This is a genomic window from Streptomyces sp. NPDC039480 (assembly GCF_055597165.1).
Genome location: NZ_JBVITX010000005.1, coordinates 84,600 through 107,580, shown reverse-complemented (window position 1 = coordinate 107,580; position 22,981 = coordinate 84,600). Strand labels below are relative to the sequence as shown.

Below are 22,981 nucleotides of genomic sequence, written 5' to 3'. Positions count from 1 at the left end.
CTGAGCTGAGCTGAGCTGAACAATGGTTCAGGTCGGGGGTGTTGGACGACCGCGCTGACTTACGCTGACCGCATGACCCAGCGCCTCACGCCGAAAGCCAAGGAAGCCACCATCGGCGAGCTCGCCGAGCGGAGTGGAGTCGCCCCCTCCGCCCTGCGGTTCTACGAGAGCGAAGGCCTCATCACGTCCCGCCGCACCACGGGCAACCAGCGCCGTTACAGCCGCGACACCCTGCGCCGGGTCGCCTTCATCCGTACGTCGCAGCAGCTCGGCATGCCGCTCGCCACGATCCGCGACGTGCTGGCCCTGCTCCCCGAGGACCGCACTCCGAACCGTGCGGACTGGGCCAGGATCTCCGAGTGCTGGCGCGAGGACCTCGACACCCGCATACGGACCCTCCAGCGGCTGCGCGACAACCTCACCGACTGCATCGGCTGCGGCTGCCTCTCGCTCTCCCGGTGCGCGCTGTCGAACACGTGGGACACCCTGGGCTCGCGCGGGCCCGGCCCGCGCCGCCTCGTGGAGAAGAAGATCCCGTCCGCCACCGAGTCCTGCGAAACCACCGGGCCCTGCGAAGCCACCGGGTCCTGCGAAGCCACCGGGTCCTGTGCAACCACCGAGTCCTGCGAAACCGCCGACGAGGACCAGACCAACGTGCCCGCGTGACAGGAGTGGGGCTGCGGGGCCGGCGGGGTCGGCAGGCCCCGGCCGCCCCCCATGGCCCCCCGTCCGGCGGGCCGGGTCACCCATTCACAGGCGCCGCGCCCACCCTTCGGGCACTTTCCTCCGATACGCCGGTGACCTGCTGGAACGCGGCCTTCACCGCGTCAGGAACCGCCGCCGCGCCCACTTTCTGATGCCTCATCAGGAGGCGTGCGCCGCCGAGTGCCACTTACCTCGGTAGAGCGGGGTTCGACCGACGCAGCGGCACTTGGGGGTGCCGCGGGCCGTGCTCGCGCGTAGGCCCCTCGGAGGAACGAGCACATGCGCAACGCCCGCCTGCTGACCGTCACCGCTCTCGTCGTGGCCTCGGGCGCCCTGACCGCCCCCGTCTCCGCCGCCCCCGGCCCGCCCGCCGGTGGCCTGGAGATCCGGCCCGCCACCGTCACCCCCGGTTCCGCCGTCACCGTGCACACGACCGCCTGTGGTGCGGGCGGGACCGCGGCGGGTGACGCGAGCGCGGTGGGGGCGGGCAGGTTCGCGCTGGCGCCCGGCACCCGCCAGGAGGGCGGTGAGGCCGCCGCAGGCCGGTTCGAGGTGCCGCCGTCCGCCCAGCCCGGCACGTACGAGATCGTCGCGACGTGCTCCGGGTCCGGCGGCTCCGGCACGAAGGACAAGCGGGTCGCGGGTGATCTCGTCGTCACGATCACCTCCACCGCGGCCGCCGGCGAGCGGCCCCAACAGCTTCCCAAGGGACACGTGAAGACGGGGGTCGGCGGCGCGCTCGGTCCCGACCCCGTGCAGACCGCGGCGGGAGTGGCGGCCCTGGCCGTCGCCGCCGCGGGCGGTACCTGGCTCCTGCACCGCCGCGCGAGAGGCGACAGGATCTGACGGACACCCTCCGCTGTCCACCGGTACCGCCACCTCCGCCCCCTCCCCGCCCGTGTCCCCCCGCGGGCGGGGAGGGGGACGAGGGCCAGGACCGCCCGACCCCGAGGGGGCCGCCGTATGCGCATCGGTACACGACTCCGTACGCGACTTCGCACCCGCCTTCGCACCCGCCCTCGTGCGCGTACGCGACGTGGTGCCGGCCGGAGGACCGGCAACGCCGTCATAGCAACCGTCACCGCCGTGGCGCTCTGCTCCGGCGCCTGGCTGCTGAGCGGCGGCGCCGGTTCGCAGCCGCCGCCGCAGCCCTCCGCCGCGCAGGCCGCGTCGACCGGCCCCGCCGCCCCCCACCAGCGGCCCGCCGCGTCCCGCGCCCCCGGCACCGCACCGCTCCCGCCGTCCCCGCCCGACCGGGTGCGCATCCCCTCGATCGGCGTCGACACGCCCTTGATGGGGCTCGGCCTGACCCGGCAGGGCAGCCTCGACGTACCGCCGCCGGAGCGCAAGAACCTCGCGGGCTGGTACGAGGCGGGCACCACGCCCGGCGAGCGCGGCACCGCCATCGTGGCGGGCCACGTCGACAACCAGGAGGGGCCCGCCGTCTTCTACGAGCTGGGCGCGCTGCAGAAGGGCCGCACGATCGAGGTGGAGCGCAGGGACGGCAGCGTGGCCGTCTTCACGGTCGACGCGAACGAGGTGTACGACGCCAAGGACTTCCCGGACCGGAAGGTGTACGGCGCCGCGGCGCGGCCGGAGCTGCGGGTCATCACCTGCGGCGGGAAGTACTCGAAACAGACGGGCTACCAGGGCAACGTGGTGGTCTTCGCACACCTGACAGCGGTGCGCTGAGCCTCCTCAGGCTGCCCTCGCTACGCCACCCACTGCTCGTACGCCATCTTCACGACGAGCCCGAAGACGGTGGTCAGGAGCACGACCCGGACGAAGCCGCTGCCCTTCTTGAGGGCCGTGTGCGCGCCGAACATGCCGCCCGCGAGGTTGAAGACGGCCATGAGGCCGGCCAGCTGCCACAGGACCGCATCCTGCCAGGCGAACATCGCGAGGGCGCCCGCGTTGGTGCAGCAGTTCACGATCTTCGCGGTGGCGGAGGCGGTGACGAGGTCGAGGTGGAGCACGGCGGTCAGGGCGAGGACGAGGAACGTGCCGGTGCCGGGGCCGATGAGGCCGTCGTAGAAGCCGATGCCGAGGCCCGCGAGGCCGATCGCGGCGAGGATCCGCTTCGGGGACACGGGTCCGGTGGCGGGCGCGGTGCCGAAGGCGGGCCTGAGGATCACGAAGGCGGCGACGGCGAGCAGCACCACCATGATCACGGGCTTCAGCACCTCGGTGCTCATCCCCGCCGCGAAGAAGGCACCACCCATCGACCCGGCGAGCGCGGCGAGGCCGATCCGCACGGCGGTCGGCACGTCGACGGGTGTCTTCCTGACGTACGTGACGGCGGCACCGGTCGTCCCGACGATGGCGACGGCCTTGTTCGTGCCGAGGGCGTGCGCGGCCGGCGTGCCGCCGGGCAGTCCGAGCAGCAGGGCGGGGAGCAGCAGCAGTCCCCCGCCCCCGACCACGGCGTCGATCCAGCCGGCCGCCAGGGCGGCGAGGCAGAGGACGACGACCGTGGTCAGCGATATGTCAGGCATGATCGCGACCCTATGGACGCGGTCGTCGCGCCGTCCACGGAAATCCGTGGGAAAGGACGAGACTTGAGCGACTTCTGAGGTCTCTCGGGGCCGGTTCAGGGTGCGGCCTGCGGGGCGGGGACGTCCGCCGAGGGGCGGTCGGGGGCCGGGGGCGCCGACGGGTCGACGGTGAGGGCGAGGACCGTGGCGATCAGCGCGCTCGCTCCGGCCAGCCCCGCGGCGAGGCCGCGCCGGGCCCGGCGGGTGGGGTGCGGCGCGGGGGCGAGAGGTTTGCGGTGGCGTCCCATGTCCAGCTTTCTCGTGAGGGGGGGGCGGTTCGGCACGCGGTCAGTGCGTGAAGCACTCCGTGTGGATGCGGTCCGCCGGGACTCCCGCGCGGAGGAGGGCGGTCGTCGCCGCGGCGGACATGCCCGGCGGGCCGCACAGGTAGACGTCGTGGTCGGTGAGGCCGGGGACGAGGTTGCGCAGGGACTGGGGGGCCATGGGGTCGAAGGCGGCGTCGGAGGGGCCGAGCAGGTAGTGCAGGCCGGCCCGGCGGCTCGCCGCGATTGCTTCCAGTTCGTCCCGCAGGACGAGCTGTTCGGCGTTGCTCGCGCGGTAGAGGAGGGTGAGGTCGCCGGGGCCGCCGGGCAGCGTCTCGAAGAGCGTCCGCAGCGGTGTGATGCCGACGCCGCCCGCGAGGAGCAGCACCTTGCGCCGTGTGCGCCGGTGCGCGGTGAGCGCGCCGAAGGGGCCGGTGGCCAGGACGCGCGTGCCGGGCCGCAGCCGCCGCATCCGCCGGGTGTGGTCGCCGGCCGCCTTGACGGTGATGCGCAGCGTGTCGTCGCGGACGGGCGCGGAGAGCGAGAAGGGCAGCGCGGTGTGCCAGAGCCTGCGCTGGAGGAAGCGCCACCGGAAGAACTGCCCCGGTTCGGCGCGCAGCCGGTCGACGCCGATGCCCCGCACGGCCACGGAGACGACGCCGGGCCCCGCGGCGCGTACGTCGACGACGCGCAGGCTGTGCCGCAGCGCCTGCCGTACGGGCACGACGACGCGGTACCAGACGAGGAGGACGGCGACGGTGGCGTGCGCCAGCGACCAGAGCCACAGGGAGAGGACGCTGCCCGCGACATCCGGCCCCGCGAGCTGGTGGACGAAGGCGAGGGCGGCACCGAGGTGGGTGAGCAGATGGACGGCGCGCCACGTCTCGTGCGGGATGCGGCGGCGCAGGGCACGGGCGGAGGTGACGCCGACGGCGGCGAGCAGGACGGTGCCCGCGGTGGCGGCGGCGAGGCCCGGGTAGCCGAGCAGGTCGAGGGTGGCGTGGCGCAGGTCGGTGCCGGTGTGGACGGCGTAGCCGCAGAGGGCGAGGAGGGCGTGGGCCGCGCAGAGGCTCAGCACGTACCGCCCGCCGAGCGCGTGCAGCCGTCCGAGGCGGTCGGCGCCGACGCCGTGCTCGACGGCGGGCACGCGGGCCATCAGGAACAGCATGACGAGGACCCCGTACCCGGCGAGCAGCCCGGTCAGGTGCGCCCCGGTGGCGAACAGCACGTCGATCCGTGCGGACGGCTCCAGCTGGGCGGCCCACAGCGCGACGACGGCACCTCCGCCGCCGGTGATGCCGGCGCGGAGGGCTCGGGGGGAGATGCGGAGAGGGGGTGCGGCTGCCTGGGGGGTCACGGCGGCACACTAGGCGCAGGGAGAGGCGAGAAGGCGCTGGTCAGAGGCGTTCCTGCGATCCTTAAGGCGCCCTTGAGGAAGACCTCAACGGGGGTTAAGCAAGGGGCCCCTACGGCAAGGGCGCGGTGCGGGGCAAACGGGTGGGCGGGCGGGAGACGTCCGCCGCGAAGCAGCGGTCCAGGAACCCCCTCACACGCACCGAAGGCACCCGCTGAGCACACCGTTCCCCCAAGGAAACAACCCGGCCCCGGCCGGTTAACACCCGCCCCGCAGGCTGCGGAACATGACCTCCTCAGCGCAGCCGACGCCCCCCGGCCCCGCACCGGGCCCCGGTGTCGTGGTGATCGGCGCGGGCCTCGCAGGCACCCGCGTCGCGCAGCGCCTCGGCGCCGACACGGTCCTGATCGGCGAGGAGGAGCACCCCCCGTACAACCGCGTGCTGCTCGCCGAGGTCCTCGCGGGCCGCTACGGGCCGGACGTGATCACCCTGCCGAGCCCGCCGGGCCCCGTGCTCCGCACGCGCGTGGTCCGCGTCGACCGTGCCGAGCGGCGGGTGCACTGCGCGGACGGCAGCGTCGTCCCGTACGGCACGCTCGTCCTCGCGACGGGCTCGAACCCGGTCCTGCCGCCGCTGCGCGGCCTGTTCGCGCCGGGGGCCCGCGAACTGCCCGGCGGCGTGCACGCGTTCCGGACCATGGACGACTGTCTCGCTCTGTCCGCGGCCGTGACGCCGGGCGTCCGCGCCGTCGTCATCGGCGGCGGCCTCCTCGGGGTGTCGGCGGCCCGCTCGCTGGCCCGGCGCGGCGCCCAGGTCGTCCTGACCCAGCAGGCCGAGCGGCTCATGGAGCGCCAGCTCGACCCGGCCTCCTCGGAGCTGGTGCGGCGGCATCTGACGGACCTCGGCGTGGAGGTGCACACCGAGTGCCGGGTGCGCGGGGTCGGCGTCACCGACGGCGCCGTACGCCGGGTCGAGCTCGCCGACGGCTTTCTGCTGGACACCGATCTGACCGTCCTCGCCTGCGGGGTGCGCCCCCGCACGGGGCTCGCGCAGGCCGCGGGTCTGGATGTGCGCCGCGGCATCGTCGTGGACGACCTGCTGCGGACGTCCGACCCGCACATCCGTGCGGTCGGCGACTGCGCGGAGCACGCGGGCCGCGTCTACGGACTGGCGACGCCCGCCGTGGAGCAGGCCGACGCGCTCGTCGCGGCGCTCGCCGATGAACCCGCCGCGCGGGGCGCCACCCGCCCGTACACCGGCACCCGCACCCTCACCCGCCTCACCCTGGCCGGGCCTGGCCCGCTGGACCTCGCCGCCTTCGGCGACCCGGAGCCCCGCCCCGACGACGACGTCGTCCAGCTCGCCGACGCCACCCGCGGCACGTACCGCAAGGTCGTCGTCCGCGACGGCCGGCTCGTCGGCGGCGTGCTGCTCGGCGAGCTCGGCGCGGTCGGCGCGCTGGCCCGCGCCTGGGAGTCCGACGACCCGCTGCCCGACGACGACAGCCCCCTGCTCCACCTGCTCGCTTACGACGGAGGCCGCTGACATGACCACGCCCGCACAGACCCCGCACTCCCGCCCCACCCTCGTCCTCGTCGGGCACGGCATGGTCGGCCAGCGGTTCCTGGAGGCCGCCGCCGAGCAGGGCCTCACGGCGAGCCACCGGATCGTGGTGCTCTGCGAGGAGCCGCGCCCCGCCTACGACCGGGTGCAGCTCACCTCGTACTTCTCGGGCCGCACGCCCGACGAGCTCTCCATGACCGACCGGGCGTTCCTCGACGAGCACGGCATCGAGCTGTACGTGGGCGACGCGGCGGAGAGCTTCGACCGCGAGGCCAGGACGGTCACCGCGCGCTCCGGCGCCGTCTTCGCGTACGACACGCTCGTGCTCGCGACCGGCTCCTACCCCTTCGTGCCGCCGGTGCCCGGCAAGGACGCGACGGGCTGTTTCGTCTACCGCACCATCGAGGACCTGCTCGCCATCGAGGAGTACGCGAAGCGGCGCGCCACCACCGGCGCGGTCGTCGGCGGCGGGCTGCTCGGCCTGGAGGCGGCGGGCGCCCTGAAGGGGCTCGGACTCACCACGCACGTCGTGGAGTTCGCGCCGCGGCTGATGCCGGTGCAGGTCGACGAGGGCGGCGGCGCCGCGCTCCTGCGGACCATCACCGGCATGGGTCTGACCGTGCACACCGGCACCGGCACGCAGGAGATCGTGACGGGCGAGGACGGCGCCGTGACCGGCATGAAGCTGTCCGACGGGAGCGAGGTCGCCACGGATCTGGTGGTGTTCTCCGCGGGCGTGCGGCCGCGCGACCAGCTCGCCCGCGAGCACGGCCTTGCGGTCGGCGAGCGCGGCGGCATCACGGTCGACGAGCAGTGCCGCACCAGCGACCCGCACGTGTACGCGATCGGCGAGTGCGCCCTCGCGGCGGACGGCCGCGTCTACGGCCTGGTCGCGCCGGGCTACGAGATGGCGCAGACGGCGGCGGCCGCCATCGCCTCCCGGGAGGCGAGCTTCACCGGCGCCGACCTGTCGACCAAGCTGAAGCTCCTCGGTGTCGACGTGGCGTCGTTCGGCGACGCGCACGGCACGGCGGAGGGCTGCCTCGACGTCGTCTACACCGACTCGCGCTCGGGGACGTACAAGAAACTGGTGATGGCGCCCGGCGGCGAGCTGCTCGGCGGCATCCTGGTCGGCGACGCGGACGCGTACGGGGTGCTGCGCCCGCTCACCGGTTCCGTACCGCCGGTGCCCGCCGAGCAGTTGGTGCTGCCCGCGGGTGCGGGCGCCCCCGTCGCGCTCGGCCCGGAGGCGCTGCCCGGCTCCGCGGTGATCTGCAACTGCCACAACGTCACCAAGGACCAGATCTGCGCCTGCTCCTCGCTGCCCGAGGTGAAGAAGTGCACCAAGGCCGGTACGGGCTGCGGCAGTTGCCTGAAGGTGATCGGGCAGCTCCTGCCGAAGAGCGGTGACGGCGGGCTTTGCGGCTGCTTCGGGCAGACCCGCCAGGAGCTGTACGAGATCATCCACGCCCTGCGCATCACCTCCTTCCGCGAACTCCTCGACGCCCACGGCCGCGAGGAGGCGCGCGGCGGCGAGGGCTGCGACGAGTGCAAGCCCGCGGTCGGCTCGATCATCGCGTCGCTCGCGCCGACGATCGGCGCGGGCGGCTACGTCCTCGACGGCGAGCAGGCCGCGCTCCAGGACACCAACGACCACTTCCTCGCCAACCTCCAGAAGAACGGGTCCTATTCGGTGGTGCCCCGCATCCCCGGCGGCGAGATCACACCGGAGAAGCTGATCGTCATCGGCGAGGTGGCGCGGGACTTCGGCCTCTACACGAAGATCACCGGCGGGCAGCGCATCGACCTGTTCGGCGCCCGCGTCGAGCAGCTGCCGGTGATCTGGGCGCGGCTCGTGGACGCGGGCTTCGAGTCGGGCCACGCGTACGGCAAGGCGCTGCGCACCGTGAAGTCGTGCGTGGGGCAGACCTGGTGCCGGTACGGCGTGCAGGACTCCGTGCGCATGGCCATCGACCTGGAGCTGCGGTACCGCGGCCTGCGGGCGCCCCACAAGCTGAAGTCGGCGGTCTCCGGCTGCGCCCGCGAGTGCGCCGAGGCCCAGTCCAAGGACTTCGGCGTGATCGCCACGGCGAGCGGCTGGAACCTGTACGTCGGCGGCAACGGCGGCGCCACCCCGCGCCACGCCGACCTGCTCGCGCAGGACCTGAGCGACGCCGAACTGGTGCGCCTCATCGACCGGTTCCTGATGTTCTACATCCGCACCGCCGACCGCCTGGAGCGCACCGCCGCCTGGCTCGACCGGATCGACGGCGGCCTCGACCACGTGCGCGACGTCGTCGTCCACGACTCGCTGGGCATCTGCGACGAGCTGGAGTCGCTGATGGCCGCCCACGTCACGCACTACCGCGACGAGTGGGCCGAGACCCTCGACGACCCGGAGCGCCTCGCGCGCTTCGTGTCCTTCGTGAACGCGCCGGGCGTCCCCGACCCCACGGTCGGCTTCGTCCCCGAGCGCGACCAGATCAAGCCCGACCTCCCCCTGCTGTCCATCAGCCCCCGCCCCCTGGAAGGAGCCACACGATGAGCGAGCCGACGTCCGCCAGCGTCCAACTGCGCCTGGAAGAGGACTGGTTGGAGATCTGCGACCGTACGCAGCTGATGCCGGGGCGGGGCCTCGCCGCCCTGCTGCCCGACGGCCGGCAGGCCGCGCTCTTCCTCGACCGCGAGGGACGTACGTACGCGATCGACAACCGCGACCCGTTCACGGGCGCCGCGGTCCTCTCCCGGGGACTGCTCGGGACGGAGCGGGGGCGGCCGTTCGTCGCATCGCCGCTCCTGAAGCAGCGGTTCGACCTGGAGACGGGACGGTGCCTGGACGACGAGGAGGTGTCGGTCGCGGTGCACCCGGTCCGTATCGCGTAACGACTCGACCGGCCATCCCGGCCAATTGACCTTGACCGGCCGTTCCAGAAAGACGTAACGTTCCCCTCGTGGCCAGGACCAAGGAATTCGATCCGGACGCCGCGCTGCAGTCGGCCCTGGAGCTGTTCTGGCGGCGTGGCTACGAGGCGACGTCGATGGCGGACCTCGTCGAGGAGCTCGGCATCGGGCGCGCCAGCATCTACGCGACCTTCGGGAACAAGCACGAGCTGTACCTGAAGGCACTGGAGAGGTACGGCGAGCTCCAGCGGCCGATGCTGCTCGCGGAGCTGGCACAGCCGGGCCCCGCGCTGCCCGCCGTGCGCGCGGTGGTGCGCCGCTTCGGCGCGGAGTCCACATCCGAGGAGCGCCGCCTCGCCGGGTGTTTCGTCACCAACACCGCGACCGAGCTGGGCCCGCACGACGAGGCGGCCGCCCGCGGCGTCGAGCGGAACTGGGACCACATCGAGACCCTGCTGCACTCCGCGCTCGTCCGCGCCCAGGCACAGGGCGAACTGCCCGAGGACCGCGACCCGCTGACGCTCGCCCGCATGCTGCTCGTCGTGACGCAGGGCGTGCGGGTGGTCGGCAAGGCCTCCGCGGATCCGGCGCGGGTGCGGGACGCGGTGGAGCAGGCCTTGGCCCTGCTGGACTGAGGGCCGGGGCGGCCGCCTTTCCTTTCGCCTTTCTGTTTGCCCTTTCTGTTTGCCCTTTTTATTTGTCCTTATATTGAACCGATCGGTCAAGAAAAGAGCTGTCATGACTGCTTCCGCTGCCCGCTCCCGCTTCGCCGGCCGTACCGCCCTCGTCACCGGCGGCGGCTCCGGCCTCGGCCGGGCCATGGCTCTCGCCTTCGCCGCCGAGGGCGCCCGCGTCGTCGTCGCCGGACGCACCGAAGGCCCCCTGAAGGAGACCGCGGCGCTCATAGAGAGCGCCGGGGGCGAGGCCCTCGCCGTCACCGCCGACGTCTCCCGCTCCGCCGACCTCGCCGCGCTCGTCGCCGCCACCGTCGACCGCTTCGGCTCCCTGGACGTGGCCGTGAACAACGCGGGCGTCCTGCGCGCCGGGCAGCCGGTCGCCGAGCTGCCCGAGGACGAGTGGCGCACGATGCTCGACATCAATGTCACCGGCGTCCTGCTCGCCCTCCAGGCCGAGGTGAAGCAGATGCGCACGCAGCCCACGGGCGGCACCATCGTGAACATCGCGTCGACCCTCGGCGCGCACACCAGCGCGCCGGGCCTGGCGGCCTACGGGGCGACCAAGGCCGCCGTCTCCGCGCTGAGCCGCGCGGCCGCCGCCGAGCACATCAAGGACGGCGTCCGCATCAACACCGTCAGCCCGGGCTCGTCCGACACCACCATGTCGCTGCGCCCGGGCGAGACCGAGGCCGAGCGGGCGGCCCGCATGCGGGAGTCGACGCCGCTGGGCCGCGTGTCGACGACCGAGGAGGTCGCCGCGGCGGTCCTCTACCTGGCCTCCGACGAGTCCGGCTCGGTGGTCGGCGCGGACCTGGTGATCGACGGCGGTGCCTCGGCCTGAAATCGCGGAACCGACGGGAGCGCGGTACGCCTCACGCCGCCCCGCGCAGCTCCAGCACCGTCGGCGGGACGAAGGCGAGGCCGTCCCCGAAGGTCCCCCCCCCGGAACGTGTCCTTCAGCGCAGGTCGGATGCCTCGAAGACGGCCTTCGCCGTCGCCCCGTCGGCGCGCTCGGTGAGCCGGCGCAGCTCCGCGCAGCCCGTCCTGAGCAGGCCGGCCTCGCGCGCGGCGCGGGCGCCGGTGTCGAGGCGGTGCAGGAGGAGGGGGTTGTCGACGAGGACGCGGGGGTCGAGCTCGACGCGGTTGCCGAGCGAGTCGCACAGGACCAGCCGGGCGGCGACGCCCTCGCGGTGCCGCACGGCGGTCAGCAGGCCGGTGCAGACGTGCTTGCGGCGCCCGAGGCCCCGTACCGCGAGCCAGCCCGGGCCCGCCGTCACCCGTACGGGGTGCAGTACCAGGTAGAGCAGCGCGGAGAGCGGGACCCACAGGCAGAGGCGGACGGGGGCGAGGGTGCCGCCCGCCCAGTCGATGAAGAGGACGAGCCCGAAGAGGCCGAGCGAGCAGAAGGCGGCGGTCCGCACGTCGGCCGCCCAGCCGCGGTCCGACACGGTCGCGTACGAGGTCCCCGGCCCGTAGGGCGCCTCCGTCCCCCAGCGCGCGCCCGTCTCACCGCGCGCCCCCGCGGCCCGCGCGGCGCCCCGTCTCGTCCTGTTGTGTCCCATGTGCGGCACGGTACGACGGTACTCCGGGTCGCGTCGTCGCCCTTGACGCGCCGCTTACACGCCGCGGGCCCACCTTGACGGCCCGCTGACGCGGCGCGCCCGCACCGTCCTGCCGGAGCGTGTCCGAAGGGTGACACTCGGCTGCAACACCCCTGTCGTAATCCCGCCGCATGGTTGATCGTTGGGCCCGGCACACACATAGACGTCACTCACCGATCCCACGCTCCGACATCACGCAGGGGGACGACCAGCATGGCCATCAGCCGCAGGACACTTCTCGGGACAGGTGCGACGGGTGCGGCGTTCGGGCTGCTCACCGCGTGCGGGTCCAACACAGGGCGCGACGGCGGCGGCTCGGGCGGCAAGGGCCCGCGGCTCGCGCAGTGGTACCACCAGTACGGCGAGGCGGGCACCGAGCAGGCCGTGAAGCGGTACGCCGCCGCGTACAAGAAGGCGAACGTCAGCGTCCAGTGGCGCCCGGGCAACTACGACGAGCAGACCGCGGCGGCGCTGCTCACGGACTCCGGCCCCGACGTCTTCGAGGTCAACGGCCCCTCTCTGGACCAGATCCGGGGCGGCCAGGTCGTCGACCTCACCGACCTGTTCGACGGCGTGCGGGGCGACTTCAATCCGGCCGTGCTCGCCCCCAAGACGTACGACGGGAAGATCTGGGCCATTCCGCAGGTCGTCGACATGCACCTGCTCTACTACCGCAAGAGCCTGCTCGACGACGCCGGGGTGCGGCCGCCGGAGAGCCTGGACGAGCTGGTCGACGCGGCGAAGGCGCTCACCACGAAGGACGTGAAGGGCCTCTTCCTCGGCAACGACGGCGGCGCGGGCGCCCTCGGCGTCACGCCCCTGTACGCGGCGGGCCTCTCCTCCGTCACCGACGACGGGAAGGTCGGCTTCGACGATCCCGCGGCCGCCCGCACCCTCGGCAAGCTGCGTCAGCTGTACGCCGACAAGTCGCTGCTGCTCGGCGCGCCCGCCGACTGGTCGGACCCGTCGGCGTTCGTGCAGGAGCTGACGGCTATGCAGTGGTGCGGGCTGTGGGCGCTGCCCGCGGTGAAGAAGGAGCTGGGCGACGACTTCGGTGTCCTCGCGCTGCCCGCCGACGGCCCAGACGGCAAGGCCGCGCTGCCCGTCGGGTCGTACGGCGCGGCGGTGAGCGCCCGCAGCGACCACAAGAAGGAGGCGAAGGACTTCCTGAAGTGGCTGTGGATCGACAGGACGGAGTACCAGGAGGACTTCGCGCTCTCCTACGGCTTCCACATCCCGGCCAGGCTCTCCCTCGCGAAGAAGGCCGACAAGCTGAGGGAGGGCCCGGCGGCGGACGCCGTGCGCTACTCCACCGAGTACGGCTACTCCGAGCCGCTGCTGTGGACGCCGGCGAGCCGCACCGCGTACCAGGACGCGCTGAGCCGGATCATCAAGTCCGGCGCGAATCCCGAGAGCGAGCTCAAGTCCGTCGTACGCAAGGTGCGGGCGGAGCTGGACCGGGTCAGGAAGAAGTCGTGAGCCGCACCCGCGTCGGGAGCAGCGCCCCCGCGAAGAGCAGTGCCCCCGTGAAGAGCCGGCTCCTCGGCACCCAGAACCGCACCCTCTGGTTCTGGGTGTTCGTCGGCCCCTTCGCGCTCGGCCTGGTCCTCTTCACCTATGTGCCGCTCGCCTGGAGCGTGTACCTCAGCTTCTTCGACGCCCACAACACCGTCTCGCCCGACGACTTCGTCGGCCTCGACAACTACACGTCGATGCTGCGGAACGAAGCGTTCACCGACAGCCTCGTCACCTTCGCTGTCTTCTCCGCCTTCATCGTCCCGACGACCTTCGTGCTGTCGCTCGCGCTCGCCCTGATGGTGAACCGGATGCGACGCGCCCAGGCGTTCTTCCGGTCCGTCTTCTTCCTCCCCGCGGCGTGCAGCTACGTCGTGGCGGCGCTGATCTGGAAGCTGTCGATCTTCAACGGGGTGCGGTTCGGACTCGCCAACACCGTCCTCGACTGGTTCGGCGCCGAGCAGGTCGCCTGGCTCTCGACGACGGAACCGCCCTGGTACTGGCTGGTCATCGTCACCGTGCGGCTCTGGCTCCAGGCGGGCTTCTACATGATCCTGTTCCTGGCGGGCCTGCAGCGCATCTCCCCCACCCTCTACGAGGCGGCCGCCGTGGACGGGGCGCGGCCCGGCTGGCAGGTCCTGCGCCACATCACGCTCCCGCAGCTGCGCGCGACCTCGGTCGCCGTCACGCTGCTCCTCGTCATCAACGCCTTCCAGGCCTTCGACGAGTTCTACAACCTGCTCTCGACCTCCAGCGGCTACCCGCCCCACGCCCGCCCACCGCTCGTCTACCTCTACTACACGGCACTCGGCCGGGAGCAGAACCTCGGCCTCGGCAGCGCGGGCGCGGTGCTCCTCGCGCTGATCATCGCGGTGGTGACGGTCGGCCAGGCCCGCTGGTTCGGCCTCGGCAGAAAGGAGGACTGAGTCCCGTGCCCCCTCCCCCTCCCACGAAGTCTCCCGCCGTCAACAGGCCCATGCCCATGGACGACGCCTTGGTCCGCGTAGGACGCGCGCTGCGCGTCGTCCTCCTCATCGCCCTCGCGCTGCTGTTCCTGATCCCCTTCTACCTCCTCGTCCGCAACGGCCTCGCGTCCGAGGACGACATCACCTCCCCCGACTGGACGTTCTTCCCCTCGACGCTGCACTGGTCGAACCTCTCCGAGCTCTTCGCCGACCCGGCCGTGCCGATGGCCCGCGCGCTGCTCAACTCGTCGCTGATCGCCGTCGCGACGACGCTCGGCACCCTCGTCCTGGCCTCGCTCGCCGGCTACGGCCTGGCCCGCATCCCCTACCGCCACGCCGACCGCGTCTTCTACGCGATCCTCGGCACGATGATGGTCCCGGCCGCCGTCACCTTCGTCCCGAGCTTCGTCCTGGTCTCGTCGCTCGGCTGGGTCTCCACCCTGCGCGGCCTGATCGTCCCGACCCTGTTCTCCGCCTTCGCCTGCTTCGTCTTCCGCCAGTACTTCCTGGGCTTCCCCCGGGAGCTCGAGGACGCGGCACGGGTGGACGGACTCGGCTACTGGCGCACGTACTGGCGCGTGGTCGTCCCCAACTCCCGCCCCGTCTTCGCGGCCGTCGGCACGATCGTGTTCATCGGCGCGTGGAACTCCTTCCTGTGGCCCCTGGTCATCGGCCAGGACCGCGACGCGTGGACGGTCCAGGTGGCCCTCGCCACGTTCACGACCTCCCAGGTCATCCGCCTCCACGAACTGTTCGTCGCGGCAGCGGTCTCGATCGTCCCGCTGCTGGTGGTGTTCCTGTTCTTCCAGCGGTGGATCGTGGCGGGGGTGGAGCGGTCGGGGATCGACGACTGAGGTCACGCACCGCCGACCGCCGTCAGGAGGGCCAGGGGGGCCGCCGCCGAGCGGGATTCCGGGATGCAGGAGTGGGGGTACGGGACCGGGGTCGGGTGGGTGTGGCTGTCGTAGCCCGCGAGGACCTCGGGGAGGCGGCCGTCCGCCGTGGTGGCGGCGGAGACCAGGGCGCGGGCGACCGTGCGGGCCTCGTCGTGCAGGCCGTAGCGGGCGAGGCCCAGGGCGATCAGGGCGTTGTCGTGCGGCCACACCGAGCCGCGGTGGTAGGAGAGCGGGTGGTACGCGGGCTGTCCGGCCGCGAGTGTCCGTACGCCCCAGCCGGAGAAGAAGTCGGGCTCCAGGAGGCGGCGGCCCACCGTCTCGCCGTACTCCTTGTCGAGCAGCCCGGACCAGAGCAGGTGACCCGCGTCCGAGGCGAGCGCGTCGAGCCGGTGTCCCTCACCGTCGAGGGCGAGCGCGGGGAAGCCGCGGTCCGGCATCCAGAAGTCCCGCTGGAAGCGGTCCCGCAGGTCGGCCGCCGTCTGCGTGAGCAGGTCCGCGTACACCTGGTCGTCCCAGACGGTCCGCGCGAGACGGGCGGTGCGCCGCAGGGCGTCGTACGCGTAGCCCTGCGCGCCCGCCGCCATGACGGGGCCCGTCGCCCCGCTGCCGTCGGCGGAGCAGATCGCGCCTGGTGAGTCCTTCCAGTTCTGGTTGGCGAGGCCGCCCTCGTCCGCGCGGTAGACGAGGTAGCCGCGCGAGGTGAGCCCGCCGTGGTCGAGGAGCCAGCCGACGGCGGCGCGGGCGTGCGGTTCCAGGCGGCGGGCGAGCGTGCCGTCGCCGGTCTGTTCCGTGTAGGCGCCGAGGAGCACCAGGAAGAGCGGGGTCGCGTCGACCGATCCGTAGTAGCGGCCGAACGGCACCTGCCCGAAGTGCGCGAGCTCGCCGTGCCGCACCTCGTGGACGATCTTGCCCGGCTGGGCGACCGCGCCGTCCACGGCCTCGGTGGCCTGCGCCGCGGCGAGCGCGGGCAGCGTCGCGGCGGCCAGTCGTGGCAGGTAGGGCAGGGCGAAGAGGGAGGTCAGCAGGGCGTCGCGGCCCAGGAGCGTGAGGAACCAGGGCACTCCGGCGCCGGGTACGCGAAGGTCCTCGCCGTCGGGGCCCTTCGCCGGGACCTGGAGCACGGCGAGGTCCGCGAGGCCGCGCGTGCAGGCCGCCGCGAGCTCCGGCCAGGCGGTGGGCAGCGCGACGCCGGACGCGTACTCCGCCTCGATCTCGGTGAGTTGGCGCCCGGCCTCGGCGGCGGACGCGGGCGCGCGCGGCGGGGGCTCCCCGTGCGGCTGCGCGGCGGCACGCAGTGCCACCTCCACTGCGGCGTGCGGGTCGAGCTCCAGGGTCCATACGAGGCGCCGCGCACCGGTGCCGGTCTCCTCGATGCCGTCCGGCGCCGGGTCGGCCGTCACCGTCGTACGGGAACGCCACTCGCCCCGCCGGTAGGTGAACTCGACGCCCTCGCCCGCGTCGAGCGGCCGCCGTGACCTGACGGCGCCCGGCTTCGCGTACGTCCGGTGATCGGCGCGCAGCTCGAACTGGTCGGTGAAGTCGGCGTCCACGGTCAGCGCGAGCCCCACCCGGGTCGGCACCGGCCGATTGCTCAGGACCCGCAGGGTCTCGACGAACACGCCGCCCGCGACGGCCTGTTCACGGAAGACGGTGTACGCGGGAGGTTCCATGCGGCCGCCGCGCGGCACCAGGACGCAGCGCGCCGCGCCGCCCGCCGCGCCGGACGTGTCCACGGGGGTGAGGACCTCGGGGACGGCCCCGTCGACGGTCAGCTGCCAGCGGCTGAGATGCCGCGCGTCCCGCACGAACAGGCCGTCCGGCCCTGCGCCACCCCCGCGCGCTGCGCCGACGCCGCTGATGTCGCCGCCCGTACCGACGGCCGCGAACGTCCGCCCCCGCACCAGCAGCCGATGCCGATCACTCATGCCCACACCTCTCCTCCGGAGGGCCCGGCCCGCCCGCCCCGGACGTCGTCGAGCAGCAGATCCAGCGCGAGCGCCGCGGTCCAGCCGAAGCCGCGGGCGCCGCTCCCCCGGGCGGTGTACGGGTCGGCGTACTCGGCGAACCCGGAGGTGAGCGCCGCGTCGAGCAGCGCGTCCCGCAGCCCGTCGGCCCGCGCGTGTTCGCCGTGCGACCGCAGGCCCTTCACCAGGAGCCAGTTGGTGTTGAACCAGGCGGGTCCGCGCCAGTACCGCCGCGGGTCGAAGGCGTGGCCCATGAGGTCGTAGCTCGGCACGAGCCGTGCCGGGCCGCCGAGTCCGAAGTGCGGGCCGCACAGGGTGCGCACCAGGGCCGCGGCGATGCCGGGCGGCAGCGCGGGCAGGACGAGGGGGACGAGACCGGCGACGCCGCGCTCGGCGACGAGCTCCCCGTGCGGCCCTGGGGCGCGCAGGTCGCGGCAGAGGAAGAGCTCGCGACGCGGATCCCAGAGGCGGCTCACCAGGGTCCCGGTCAGCGCCTTCGCCCGGGCCCGTCGCTCGTCCGGGTCACCTGTCAACATGGCGCCTTCGGCCGCCAATTCGTCCTCTATCCGGGCGAGCGCGTACTCCGACGCGATCAGCAGCGCGTTGAACGCGGGGTCCTCGACCGAGAAGGCGCCGGGGCCGGCGTCGTCCGCGTACCCCCGGTCCCGGTAGTCGGCCGCCAGCCGCACGTACCGGCCGTAGTCCAGGTCCGTCGGCCGGTCCTCCGGGGCTCCACGGGCAAGGTCCGCGCGGCGGTAGGAGCCCGGCCTGGCCGGCTCGACACGACTCAACGGACCGTCCCAACAAGGGCTGTTGTCCATGCCCTGTTCCCAGGGGTGCAGCACGACGGCGAGGCCCGCGCCGCCCGCGTTTCTGGCCGACAGCAGATAGCGGTGCCAGGCGGAGAGGTGCGGATGGAGGCGGGCGAGGAAGTAGCGGGCCTTGGACAGTCCCGGGTCCGCGCGGTGCACCAGCCAGGCGGCGAGCGCGTGCGCCGGCGGCTGCACGAGGCCGGAGGTCTGCACGGCACCGGGGGCGCCGGCCGGGCGGCCCGCCGTCGTGGAGCGCCAGAAGTCGGGGCTCGGGAAGTACGCGTCGAGGGGGACGGCGGCGTCGAACACGATGTGCGGGACACGGCCGTCGCCCCACTGGGCGGCGAGGAGCGTCTCCAGCTCCGACTGGGCGCGCAGCGGCGAGAGGTGGCGCAGGCCGATCGCGATGAAGGCGGAGTCCCAGGACCACTGGTGGGGGTAGAGCGCACGGGACGGCACGGTCGATGCGCCCGTCCAATTGCCCCGCAGTACCTCGGCCGCCCGCTCCCGCAGCATCCGCCCCCGGCCGGCGGCACGGTGAGCGGCGGGCCAGGTGGTCCTCGTACTGCGGTCCACGCGGCCCTCCCAGGAAGACTCGACGCCCTGTCAGTTCAGTGCAGACAACCCTAGAGTTACGTCTACCCAACACGCAAAGCCCACTATGTAACGTGGAGTTGGGGCGCACAAGGAGCGGACGAGCGCGGGAGGGCGCATGCACACGGCAGGCCGCGGACGGATGCGAACCGGCGCCGCCGGGGGTGGCGCCGGAGACCTGCTGCACCTCGTGCGCAGCGGCCGCGCCACCACCCGGGGCGCCCTGCAACAGGTCACCGGGCTGTCCCGGGCCACCGTCGGGCAGCGGCTCGACCGGCTGTTCCGCGCGGGGTGGCTGCGGGAGGGGGCCGGCGGGCCGGTCGACTCGCCGCTCGGGGGGCGGCCCGCGAGCCGGCTGGAGTTCGACGACACGCACGCCGTCGTCCTCACCGCCGCCCTGGAGACCCGCCACGCCCGCACCGCCCTGCTGACCCTCGGCGGCGACATCCTCGCCGAGCGATCGGCCCCCCTCGCCGTCGAGGACGGCCCGGACGCAGTCCTCGGCGAACTCGGCCTCCGCTTCGGCGACCTCCTCCACGAAACGGGCCACCCACCCGAGTCGGTATGCGGCCTGGGCCTCGCGGTACCGGGCCCGGTCGACAGCACGACGGGCCGCGTCGTACAGCCACCGATGATGCCGGGCTGGGACGGCTACGACATACGGGGGCGTCTGCGCCGGGCGTTCGCCGCGGGGGTGGGGGGCCGGCCCGGCCAGGTGCCTGTCGGTGTGGGCGGTGAGATTCCGGTGCTTGTCGACAATGACGCCAATCTCATGGCGTACGGGGAGCAGCGCAGCCACTATCCGGACTGTTCCGCCTTCGCGTTGGTCAAGGTTTCCACGGGGATCGGGGCCGGGGTTGTCGTCGGTGGTGATGTCTATCGGGGCATCGACGGGGGCGCCGGCGACATCGGGCACATTCGGGTGCCCGAGGGGGCGGGTGCGCTCTGCAAGTGTGGGTCCTACGGCTGCCTGGCCGCCGTGGCCAGTGGCCGCGCCGTCGCCCGCCGGCTGACGGAGGCCGGCGTACCCGCGGCGTCCGGCTCGGATGTGCGGCGCCTCCTGGAGGCGGGGAACCCCGTCGCCGTGGGGTTCGCCCGAGAAGCCGGGCGGCACGTCGGGGAGGTCCTCGCGACCGTCGTGACGCTGCTGAACCCGGGCGTTTTGATGATCGCCGGAGATCTGGCCGGAACCCCCTTCCTCACGGGCGTCCGCGAGCTGCTCTACCAGCGCGCGCTGCCGCGCTCCACGGCCCACCTGGAGGTCGTCACCTCGCGCCTGGGCGAGCACGCGGCACTCATCGGCGCGGGAAAACTCGTGGTCGAGCACCTGTACGCCCCGGAACGGGTCGAAGACCGCCTGGTCGCGCTCGGGGTGTAGTGCGGCGCGCGGAACGCTCGCGAGGGCGGTCCCGACCCCTCGGCGGAGGTCCGGATGCTGACATCCGGCCGCTCCAAACGGCGTGATTCTCGCCACCCCTGATAGGCCTTGCGCTCAGATGAGCGCTTCACGGCCGACTGCACTTCTCCAAGGGGTGGCACTCAGTGCCACTGCTCGATCATTCATGAGGTGAACTCACATCTGAGTTCACTCCGCTCATCTGAGCGTTTTATGGGTTCTACGCGGGTCGTGAGTTCAAGTATTGAAGGCACGTCTCACTCTCGGGCTACTGCCGAGTCACTTTCGATCTAGCGGCGGACGGGTGGTTACGGCCGCATGACGCACAAGTGGACGTACCCAGGTGCCTTCGATCTGGGTATGTTCCTGGCCGTCAGGGCAGCCACCGAGTCCTCGAGGAGCCGAGACCCGTGTCGGAAAACAAAGATCCCCACGTAGCTCACACGAGTGAGGGCGTTAAGTTCGTTTACGACTTCACCGAAGGCAACAAGGACCTCAAGGACCTGCTCGGCGGGAAGGGCGCGAACCTCGCCGAGATGACCAACCTCGGGCTGCCCGTCCCCCCGGGCTTCACCATCACCACCGAGGCCTGCAAGACGTACCTCGACAGCGGCGAGGAGCCCGTCGAGCTGCGTGACGAGGTGAGTGCGCACCTCGACGCCCTCGAGAAGAAGATGGGCAAGAAGCTCGGCCAGGCCGACGACCCGCTGCTCGTCTCGGTGCGCTCGGGCGCCAAGTTCTCGATGCCCGGCATGATGGACACGGTCCTGAACATCGGGCTCTCCGACAAGTCCGTGACGGGCCTCGCCAAGCAGTCCGGCGACGACCGCTTCGCGTGGGACTCGTACCGCCGGCTCATCCAGATGTTCGGCAAGACCGTCCTCGGCGTCGACGGCGACCTCTTCGAGGACGCGCTGGAGAAGGCCAAGGAGGCCAAGAAGGTCACGGTCGACACCGACCTGGAGGCCGCCGACCTCAAGAAGCTGGTCACCAAGTTCAAGAAGATCGTCAAGACGGAGGCCGGGCGGGACTTCCCGCAGGATCCGCGCGAGCAGATGGACCTCGCGATCCGTTCGGTCTTCGAGTCGTGGAACACCGACCGCGCCAAGCTCTACCGCCGCCAGGAGCGCATCCCCGGCGACCTCGGCACGGCCGTCAACGTCTGCTCGATGGTCTTCGGCAACCTCGGCCCCGACTCCGGCACGGGCGTCGCGTTCACCCGCGACCCGGCCAGCGGCCACCAGGGCGTGTACGGCGACTACCTCCAGAACGCGCAGGGCGAGGACGTCGTCGCGGGCATCCGCAACACGGTCCCGCTCGCCGATCTTGAGCAGATCGACAAGAAGTCGTACGACCAGCTCATGCAGATCATGGAGACCCTCGAAACGCACTACAAGGACCTGTGCGACATCGAGTTCACCATCGAGCGCGGCCAGCTGTGGATGCTCCAGACCCGCGTCGGCAAGCGCACCGCCGGTGCCGCCTTCCGCATCGCGACGCAGCTCGTGGACCAGGGCCTGATCGACGAGGCCGAGGCGCTCCAGCGCGTGAACGGCGCGCAGCTCGCGCAGCTGATGTTCCCCCGCTTCGACGAGGGCGCCAAGGTCGAGCAGCTGGGTCGCGGCATCGCCGCGTCGCCGGGTGCCGCGGTCGGCAAGGCCGTCTTCGACTCGTACACCGCGATCAAGTGGTCGCGTTCGGGCGAGAAGGTCATCCTGATCCGCCGCGAGACCAACCCCGACGACCTCGACGGCATGATCGCCGCCGAGGGCATCCTGACCTCGCGCGGCGGCAAGACCTCGCACGCGGCGGTCGTGGCGCGCGGCATGGGCAAGACCTGTGTCTGCGGCGCCGAGGACCTGGAGGTCGACACGAAGCGCCGCCGGATGACGGTGGGTGACACCGTCGTCGAGGAGGGCGACGTCGTCTCCATCGACGGCTCGACGGGCAAGGTCTACCTCGGTGAGGTGCCGGTGGTGCCCTCCCCCGTCGTCGAGTACTTCGAGGGCCGCATGCACGCGGGCGCCGACGACGCCGACGAGCTGGTCGCCGCCGTGCACCGGATCATGGCGTACGCGGACCGAGTACGTCGGCTCCGCGTCCGGGCCAACGCGGACAACGCCGAGGACGCGCTCCGCGCCCGCCGCTTCGGCGCGCAGGGCATCGGCCTGTGCCGTACCGAGCACATGTTCCTCGGTGAGCGCCGCGAGATGGTCGAGCGGCTGATCCTCGCCGACGCGGACGAGGAGCGCGAGGACGCCCTGAAGGAGCTGCTTCCGCTTCAGAAGCGCGACTTCGTGGAGCTCTTCGAGGCGATGGACGGCCTGCCCGTGACCGTGCGTCTCCTGGACCCGCCGCTGCACGAGTTCCTGCCCGACATCACGGAGCTGTCCGTCCGGGTCGCGCTCGCCGAGTCCCGCAAGGACGCCAACGAGAACGACCTGCGCCTCCTCCAGGCCGTGCACCGCCTGCACGAGCAGAACCCGATGCTGGGTCTGCGCGGCGTGCGCCTCGGCCTCGTCATCCCGGGGCTGTTCACCATGCAGGTGCGGGCCATCGCGGAGGCTGCGGCGGAGCGGAAGACCGCCAAGGGCGACCCGCGCGCGGAGATCATGATTCCGCTCGTCGGCACGGTCCAGGAGCTGGAGATCGTCCGCGAGGAGGCCGAGCAGGTCATCGCGGAGGTCCAGGAGACGACGGGCGTCGAGCTGAAGCTGGCGCTCGGCACGATGATCGAGCTGCCGCGTGCCGCGCTGACGGCCGACCAGATCGCGGAGGCCGCCGAGTTCTTCTCCTTCGGCACGAACGACCTCACGCAGACCGTCTGGGGCTTCTCGCGGGACGACGTGGAGGCGAGCTTCTTCACGGCGTACCTGGAGAAGGGCATCTTCGGTGTCTCCCCCTTCGAGACGATCGACAAGGACGGCGTCGGCAAGCTGGTGAAGGACGCGGTCACGGCGGGGCGCGCCACGCGCCCCGACCTCAAGCTCGGCGTCTGCGGCGAGCACGGCGGTGACCCGGAGTCCGTGCACTTCTTCCACGAGGTGGGCCTGGACTACGTCTCCTGCTCGCCGTTCCGTATCCCGGTGGCCCGCCTGGAGGCCGGCCGCGCGGCCTCCCACTCGGCGGGCAGCGACCACCGGTAGAGCACCCGGGCCCCCGGGCCCGGCAAAGCTCCGGGACCGCCGCTGTGTCCCCGACCCTCAGTACCGATGCGGCGGCGGTTCCGGTTCGCGAGGG

General features: G+C 72.6%; 18 protein-coding genes and 1 pseudogene. 13 read left to right on the top strand and 6 right to left on the bottom strand.

The features are described from left to right. Positions 1 to 72: 72 nt before the first annotated feature. The 3 genes and pseudogenes from soxR to ACZ56E_RS17445 all read left to right on the top strand — a co-directional run. Positions 73 to 525 (top strand): annotated as a pseudogene (soxR, locus tag ACZ56E_RS17455) (redox-sensitive transcriptional activator SoxR); the annotation flags it as partial. 459 nt (positions 526 to 984) lie between these two features. Beyond that, positions 985 to 1,551: a hypothetical protein gene (locus ACZ56E_RS17450; protein ID WP_471214993.1), complete on the top strand. Its 567-nt coding sequence runs from the start codon at positions 985 to 987 to the stop codon at positions 1,549 to 1,551. A 117-nt stretch (positions 1,552 to 1,668) separates the two neighbouring features. Next, the gene (locus ACZ56E_RS17445) at positions 1,669 to 2,397 is read left to right on the top strand and encodes a class F sortase (RefSeq protein WP_468600876.1); all 729 of its coding nucleotides are present in this window, start codon (positions 1,669 to 1,671) and stop codon (positions 2,395 to 2,397) included. Between the two features lie 20 nt (positions 2,398 to 2,417). Here ACZ56E_RS17445 and ACZ56E_RS17440 read toward each other — a convergent pair whose 3' ends face one another. The 3 genes from ACZ56E_RS17440 to ACZ56E_RS17430 form a co-directional block, all read right to left on the bottom strand. Beyond that, positions 2,418 to 3,200: a sulfite exporter TauE/SafE family protein gene (locus tag ACZ56E_RS17440; protein ID WP_471214991.1), complete on the bottom strand. Its 783-nt coding sequence runs from the start codon at positions 3,198 to 3,200 to the stop codon at positions 2,418 to 2,420. Positions 3,201 to 3,295: 95 nt separating this feature from the next. Then, the gene (locus ACZ56E_RS17435) at positions 3,296 to 3,487 is read right to left on the bottom strand and encodes a hypothetical protein (protein ID WP_468303737.1); all 192 of its coding nucleotides are present in this window, start codon (positions 3,485 to 3,487) and stop codon (positions 3,296 to 3,298) included. Positions 3,488 to 3,527: 40 nt separating this feature from the next. Next, positions 3,528 to 4,859: a ferredoxin reductase family protein gene (locus tag ACZ56E_RS17430; RefSeq protein WP_471214990.1), complete on the bottom strand. Its 1,332-nt coding sequence runs from the start codon at positions 4,857 to 4,859 to the stop codon at positions 3,528 to 3,530. 283 nt (positions 4,860 to 5,142) lie between these two features. On the opposite strand from ACZ56E_RS17430, the gene ACZ56E_RS17425 reads away from it, so the two are divergent. The 5 genes from ACZ56E_RS17425 to ACZ56E_RS17405 all read left to right on the top strand — a co-directional run bounded on the left by ACZ56E_RS17425 (position 5,143) and on the right by ACZ56E_RS17405 (position 10,839). Beyond that, complete coding sequence (locus ACZ56E_RS17425) at positions 5,143 to 6,402, top strand: NAD(P)/FAD-dependent oxidoreductase (protein WP_471214988.1); 1,260 nt, start codon at positions 5,143 to 5,145, stop codon at positions 6,400 to 6,402. 1 nt (position 6,403) lies between these two features. After that, positions 6,404 to 8,965 (top strand): nitrite reductase large subunit NirB, encoded by a 2,562-nt coding sequence (gene nirB / locus ACZ56E_RS17420; protein WP_471214987.1) that lies wholly within the window; start codon positions 6,404 to 6,406, stop codon positions 8,963 to 8,965. Beyond that, the gene (gene nirD, locus ACZ56E_RS17415) at positions 8,962 to 9,303 is read left to right on the top strand and encodes a nitrite reductase small subunit NirD (RefSeq protein WP_471214985.1); all 342 of its coding nucleotides are present in this window, start codon (positions 8,962 to 8,964) and stop codon (positions 9,301 to 9,303) included. Before nirB ends, nirD begins: the two co-directional genes overlap by 4 nt. Positions 9,304 to 9,371: 68 nt before the next feature. Beyond that, entirely contained in the window at positions 9,372 to 9,956 is a 585-nt protein-coding gene (locus ACZ56E_RS17410) for a TetR/AcrR family transcriptional regulator (protein ID WP_471214984.1), read from the top strand. Between the two features lie 103 nt (positions 9,957 to 10,059). Continuing rightward, positions 10,060 to 10,839: an SDR family NAD(P)-dependent oxidoreductase gene (locus tag ACZ56E_RS17405; RefSeq protein ID WP_471214982.1), complete on the top strand. Its 780-nt coding sequence runs from the start codon at positions 10,060 to 10,062 to the stop codon at positions 10,837 to 10,839. A 115-nt stretch (positions 10,840 to 10,954) separates the two neighbouring features. On the opposite strand, the gene ACZ56E_RS17400 is transcribed toward ACZ56E_RS17405, so the two are convergent. Continuing rightward, positions 10,955 to 11,560, bottom strand: coding sequence for a hypothetical protein (locus ACZ56E_RS17400; protein WP_471214981.1), 606 nt, complete (start codon positions 11,558 to 11,560; stop codon positions 10,955 to 10,957). Between the two features lie 252 nt (positions 11,561 to 11,812). On the opposite strand from ACZ56E_RS17400, the gene ACZ56E_RS17395 reads away from it, so the two are divergent. The 3 genes from ACZ56E_RS17395 to ACZ56E_RS17385 are packed head-to-tail and all read left to right on the top strand — an operon-like array spanning position 11,813 to position 14,933. Continuing rightward, on the top strand, positions 11,813 to 13,078 hold the full coding sequence (locus ACZ56E_RS17395; RefSeq protein WP_471214980.1) for an ABC transporter substrate-binding protein: 1,266 nt from the start codon (positions 11,813 to 11,815) through the stop codon (positions 13,076 to 13,078). A 47-nt stretch (positions 13,079 to 13,125) separates the two neighbouring features. After that, a complete protein-coding gene (locus ACZ56E_RS17390; RefSeq protein WP_468601815.1) occupies positions 13,126 to 14,040 on the top strand; it encodes a carbohydrate ABC transporter permease in 915 nt (304 codons plus the stop codon). A 56-nt stretch (positions 14,041 to 14,096) separates the two neighbouring features. Then, positions 14,097 to 14,933, top strand: coding sequence for a carbohydrate ABC transporter permease (locus ACZ56E_RS17385; protein WP_471214979.1), 837 nt, complete (start codon positions 14,097 to 14,099; stop codon positions 14,931 to 14,933). 2 nt (positions 14,934 to 14,935) lie between these two features. On the opposite strand, the gene ACZ56E_RS17380 is transcribed toward ACZ56E_RS17385, so the two are convergent. Together ACZ56E_RS17380 and ACZ56E_RS17375 are read right to left on the bottom strand one after the other, a co-directional pair. Beyond that, positions 14,936 to 16,900, bottom strand: coding sequence for an amylo-alpha-1,6-glucosidase (locus ACZ56E_RS17380; protein WP_471214976.1), 1,965 nt, complete (start codon positions 16,898 to 16,900; stop codon positions 14,936 to 14,938). Beyond that, entirely contained in the window at positions 16,897 to 18,267 is a 1,371-nt protein-coding gene (locus ACZ56E_RS17375) for an MGH1-like glycoside hydrolase domain-containing protein (RefSeq protein WP_471215646.1), read from the bottom strand. The genes ACZ56E_RS17380 and ACZ56E_RS17375 overlap by 4 nt, the downstream gene beginning before the upstream one ends. Before the next feature lie 196 nt (positions 18,268 to 18,463). Between ACZ56E_RS17375 and ACZ56E_RS17370 the strand changes: the two genes are divergently transcribed. Together ACZ56E_RS17370 and ppdK are read left to right on the top strand one after the other, a co-directional pair. Beyond that, the gene (locus ACZ56E_RS17370; RefSeq protein WP_471214975.1) at positions 18,464 to 19,723 is read left to right on the top strand and encodes an ROK family protein; all 1,260 of its coding nucleotides are present in this window, start codon (positions 18,464 to 18,466) and stop codon (positions 19,721 to 19,723) included. A 428-nt stretch (positions 19,724 to 20,151) separates the two neighbouring features. Continuing rightward, positions 20,152 to 22,887: a pyruvate, phosphate dikinase gene (ppdK, locus tag ACZ56E_RS17365; RefSeq protein WP_471214974.1), complete on the top strand. Its 2,736-nt coding sequence runs from the start codon at positions 20,152 to 20,154 to the stop codon at positions 22,885 to 22,887. Positions 22,888 to 22,981 lie beyond the last annotated feature (94 nt).

What these genes read in the sequence shown, in the direction of transcription:
- ACZ56E_RS17450 (WP_471214993.1), top strand. Translation starts at nt 985, where the DNA reads ATGCGCAACGCCCGCCTGCTGACCGTCACCGCTCTCGTCGTGGCCTCG.
- ACZ56E_RS17445 (WP_468600876.1), top strand. Translation starts at nt 1,669, where the DNA reads ATGCGCATCGGTACACGACTCCGTACGCGACTTCGCACCCGCCTTCGC.
- ACZ56E_RS17440 (WP_471214991.1), bottom strand. Translation starts at nt 3,200, where the DNA reads ATGCCTGACATATCGCTGACCACGGTCGTCGTCCTCTGCCTCGCCGCC.
- ACZ56E_RS17435 (WP_468303737.1), bottom strand. Translation starts at nt 3,487, where the DNA reads ATGGGACGCCACCGCAAACCTCTCGCCCCCGCGCCGCACCCCACCCGC.
- ACZ56E_RS17425 (WP_471214988.1), top strand. Translation starts at nt 5,143, where the DNA reads ATGACCTCCTCAGCGCAGCCGACGCCCCCCGGCCCCGCACCGGGCCCC.
- nirB (WP_471214987.1), top strand. Translation starts at nt 6,404, where the DNA reads ATGACCACGCCCGCACAGACCCCGCACTCCCGCCCCACCCTCGTCCTC.
- nirD (WP_471214985.1), top strand. Translation starts at nt 8,962, where the DNA reads ATGAGCGAGCCGACGTCCGCCAGCGTCCAACTGCGCCTGGAAGAGGAC.
- ACZ56E_RS17405 (WP_471214982.1), top strand. Translation starts at nt 10,060, where the DNA reads ATGACTGCTTCCGCTGCCCGCTCCCGCTTCGCCGGCCGTACCGCCCTC.
- ACZ56E_RS17400 (WP_471214981.1), bottom strand. Translation starts at nt 11,560, where the DNA reads ATGGGACACAACAGGACGAGACGGGGCGCCGCGCGGGCCGCGGGGGCG.
- ACZ56E_RS17395 (WP_471214980.1), top strand. Translation starts at nt 11,813, where the DNA reads ATGGCCATCAGCCGCAGGACACTTCTCGGGACAGGTGCGACGGGTGCG.
- ACZ56E_RS17385 (WP_471214979.1), top strand. Translation starts at nt 14,097, where the DNA reads ATGGACGACGCCTTGGTCCGCGTAGGACGCGCGCTGCGCGTCGTCCTC.
- ACZ56E_RS17380 (WP_471214976.1), bottom strand. Translation starts at nt 16,900, where the DNA reads ATGAGTGATCGGCATCGGCTGCTGGTGCGGGGGCGGACGTTCGCGGCC.
- ACZ56E_RS17375 (WP_471215646.1), bottom strand. Translation starts at nt 18,267, where the DNA reads ATGCTGCGGGAGCGGGCGGCCGAGGTACTGCGGGGCAATTGGACGGGC.
- ACZ56E_RS17370 (WP_471214975.1), top strand. Translation starts at nt 18,464, where the DNA reads ATGCACACGGCAGGCCGCGGACGGATGCGAACCGGCGCCGCCGGGGGT.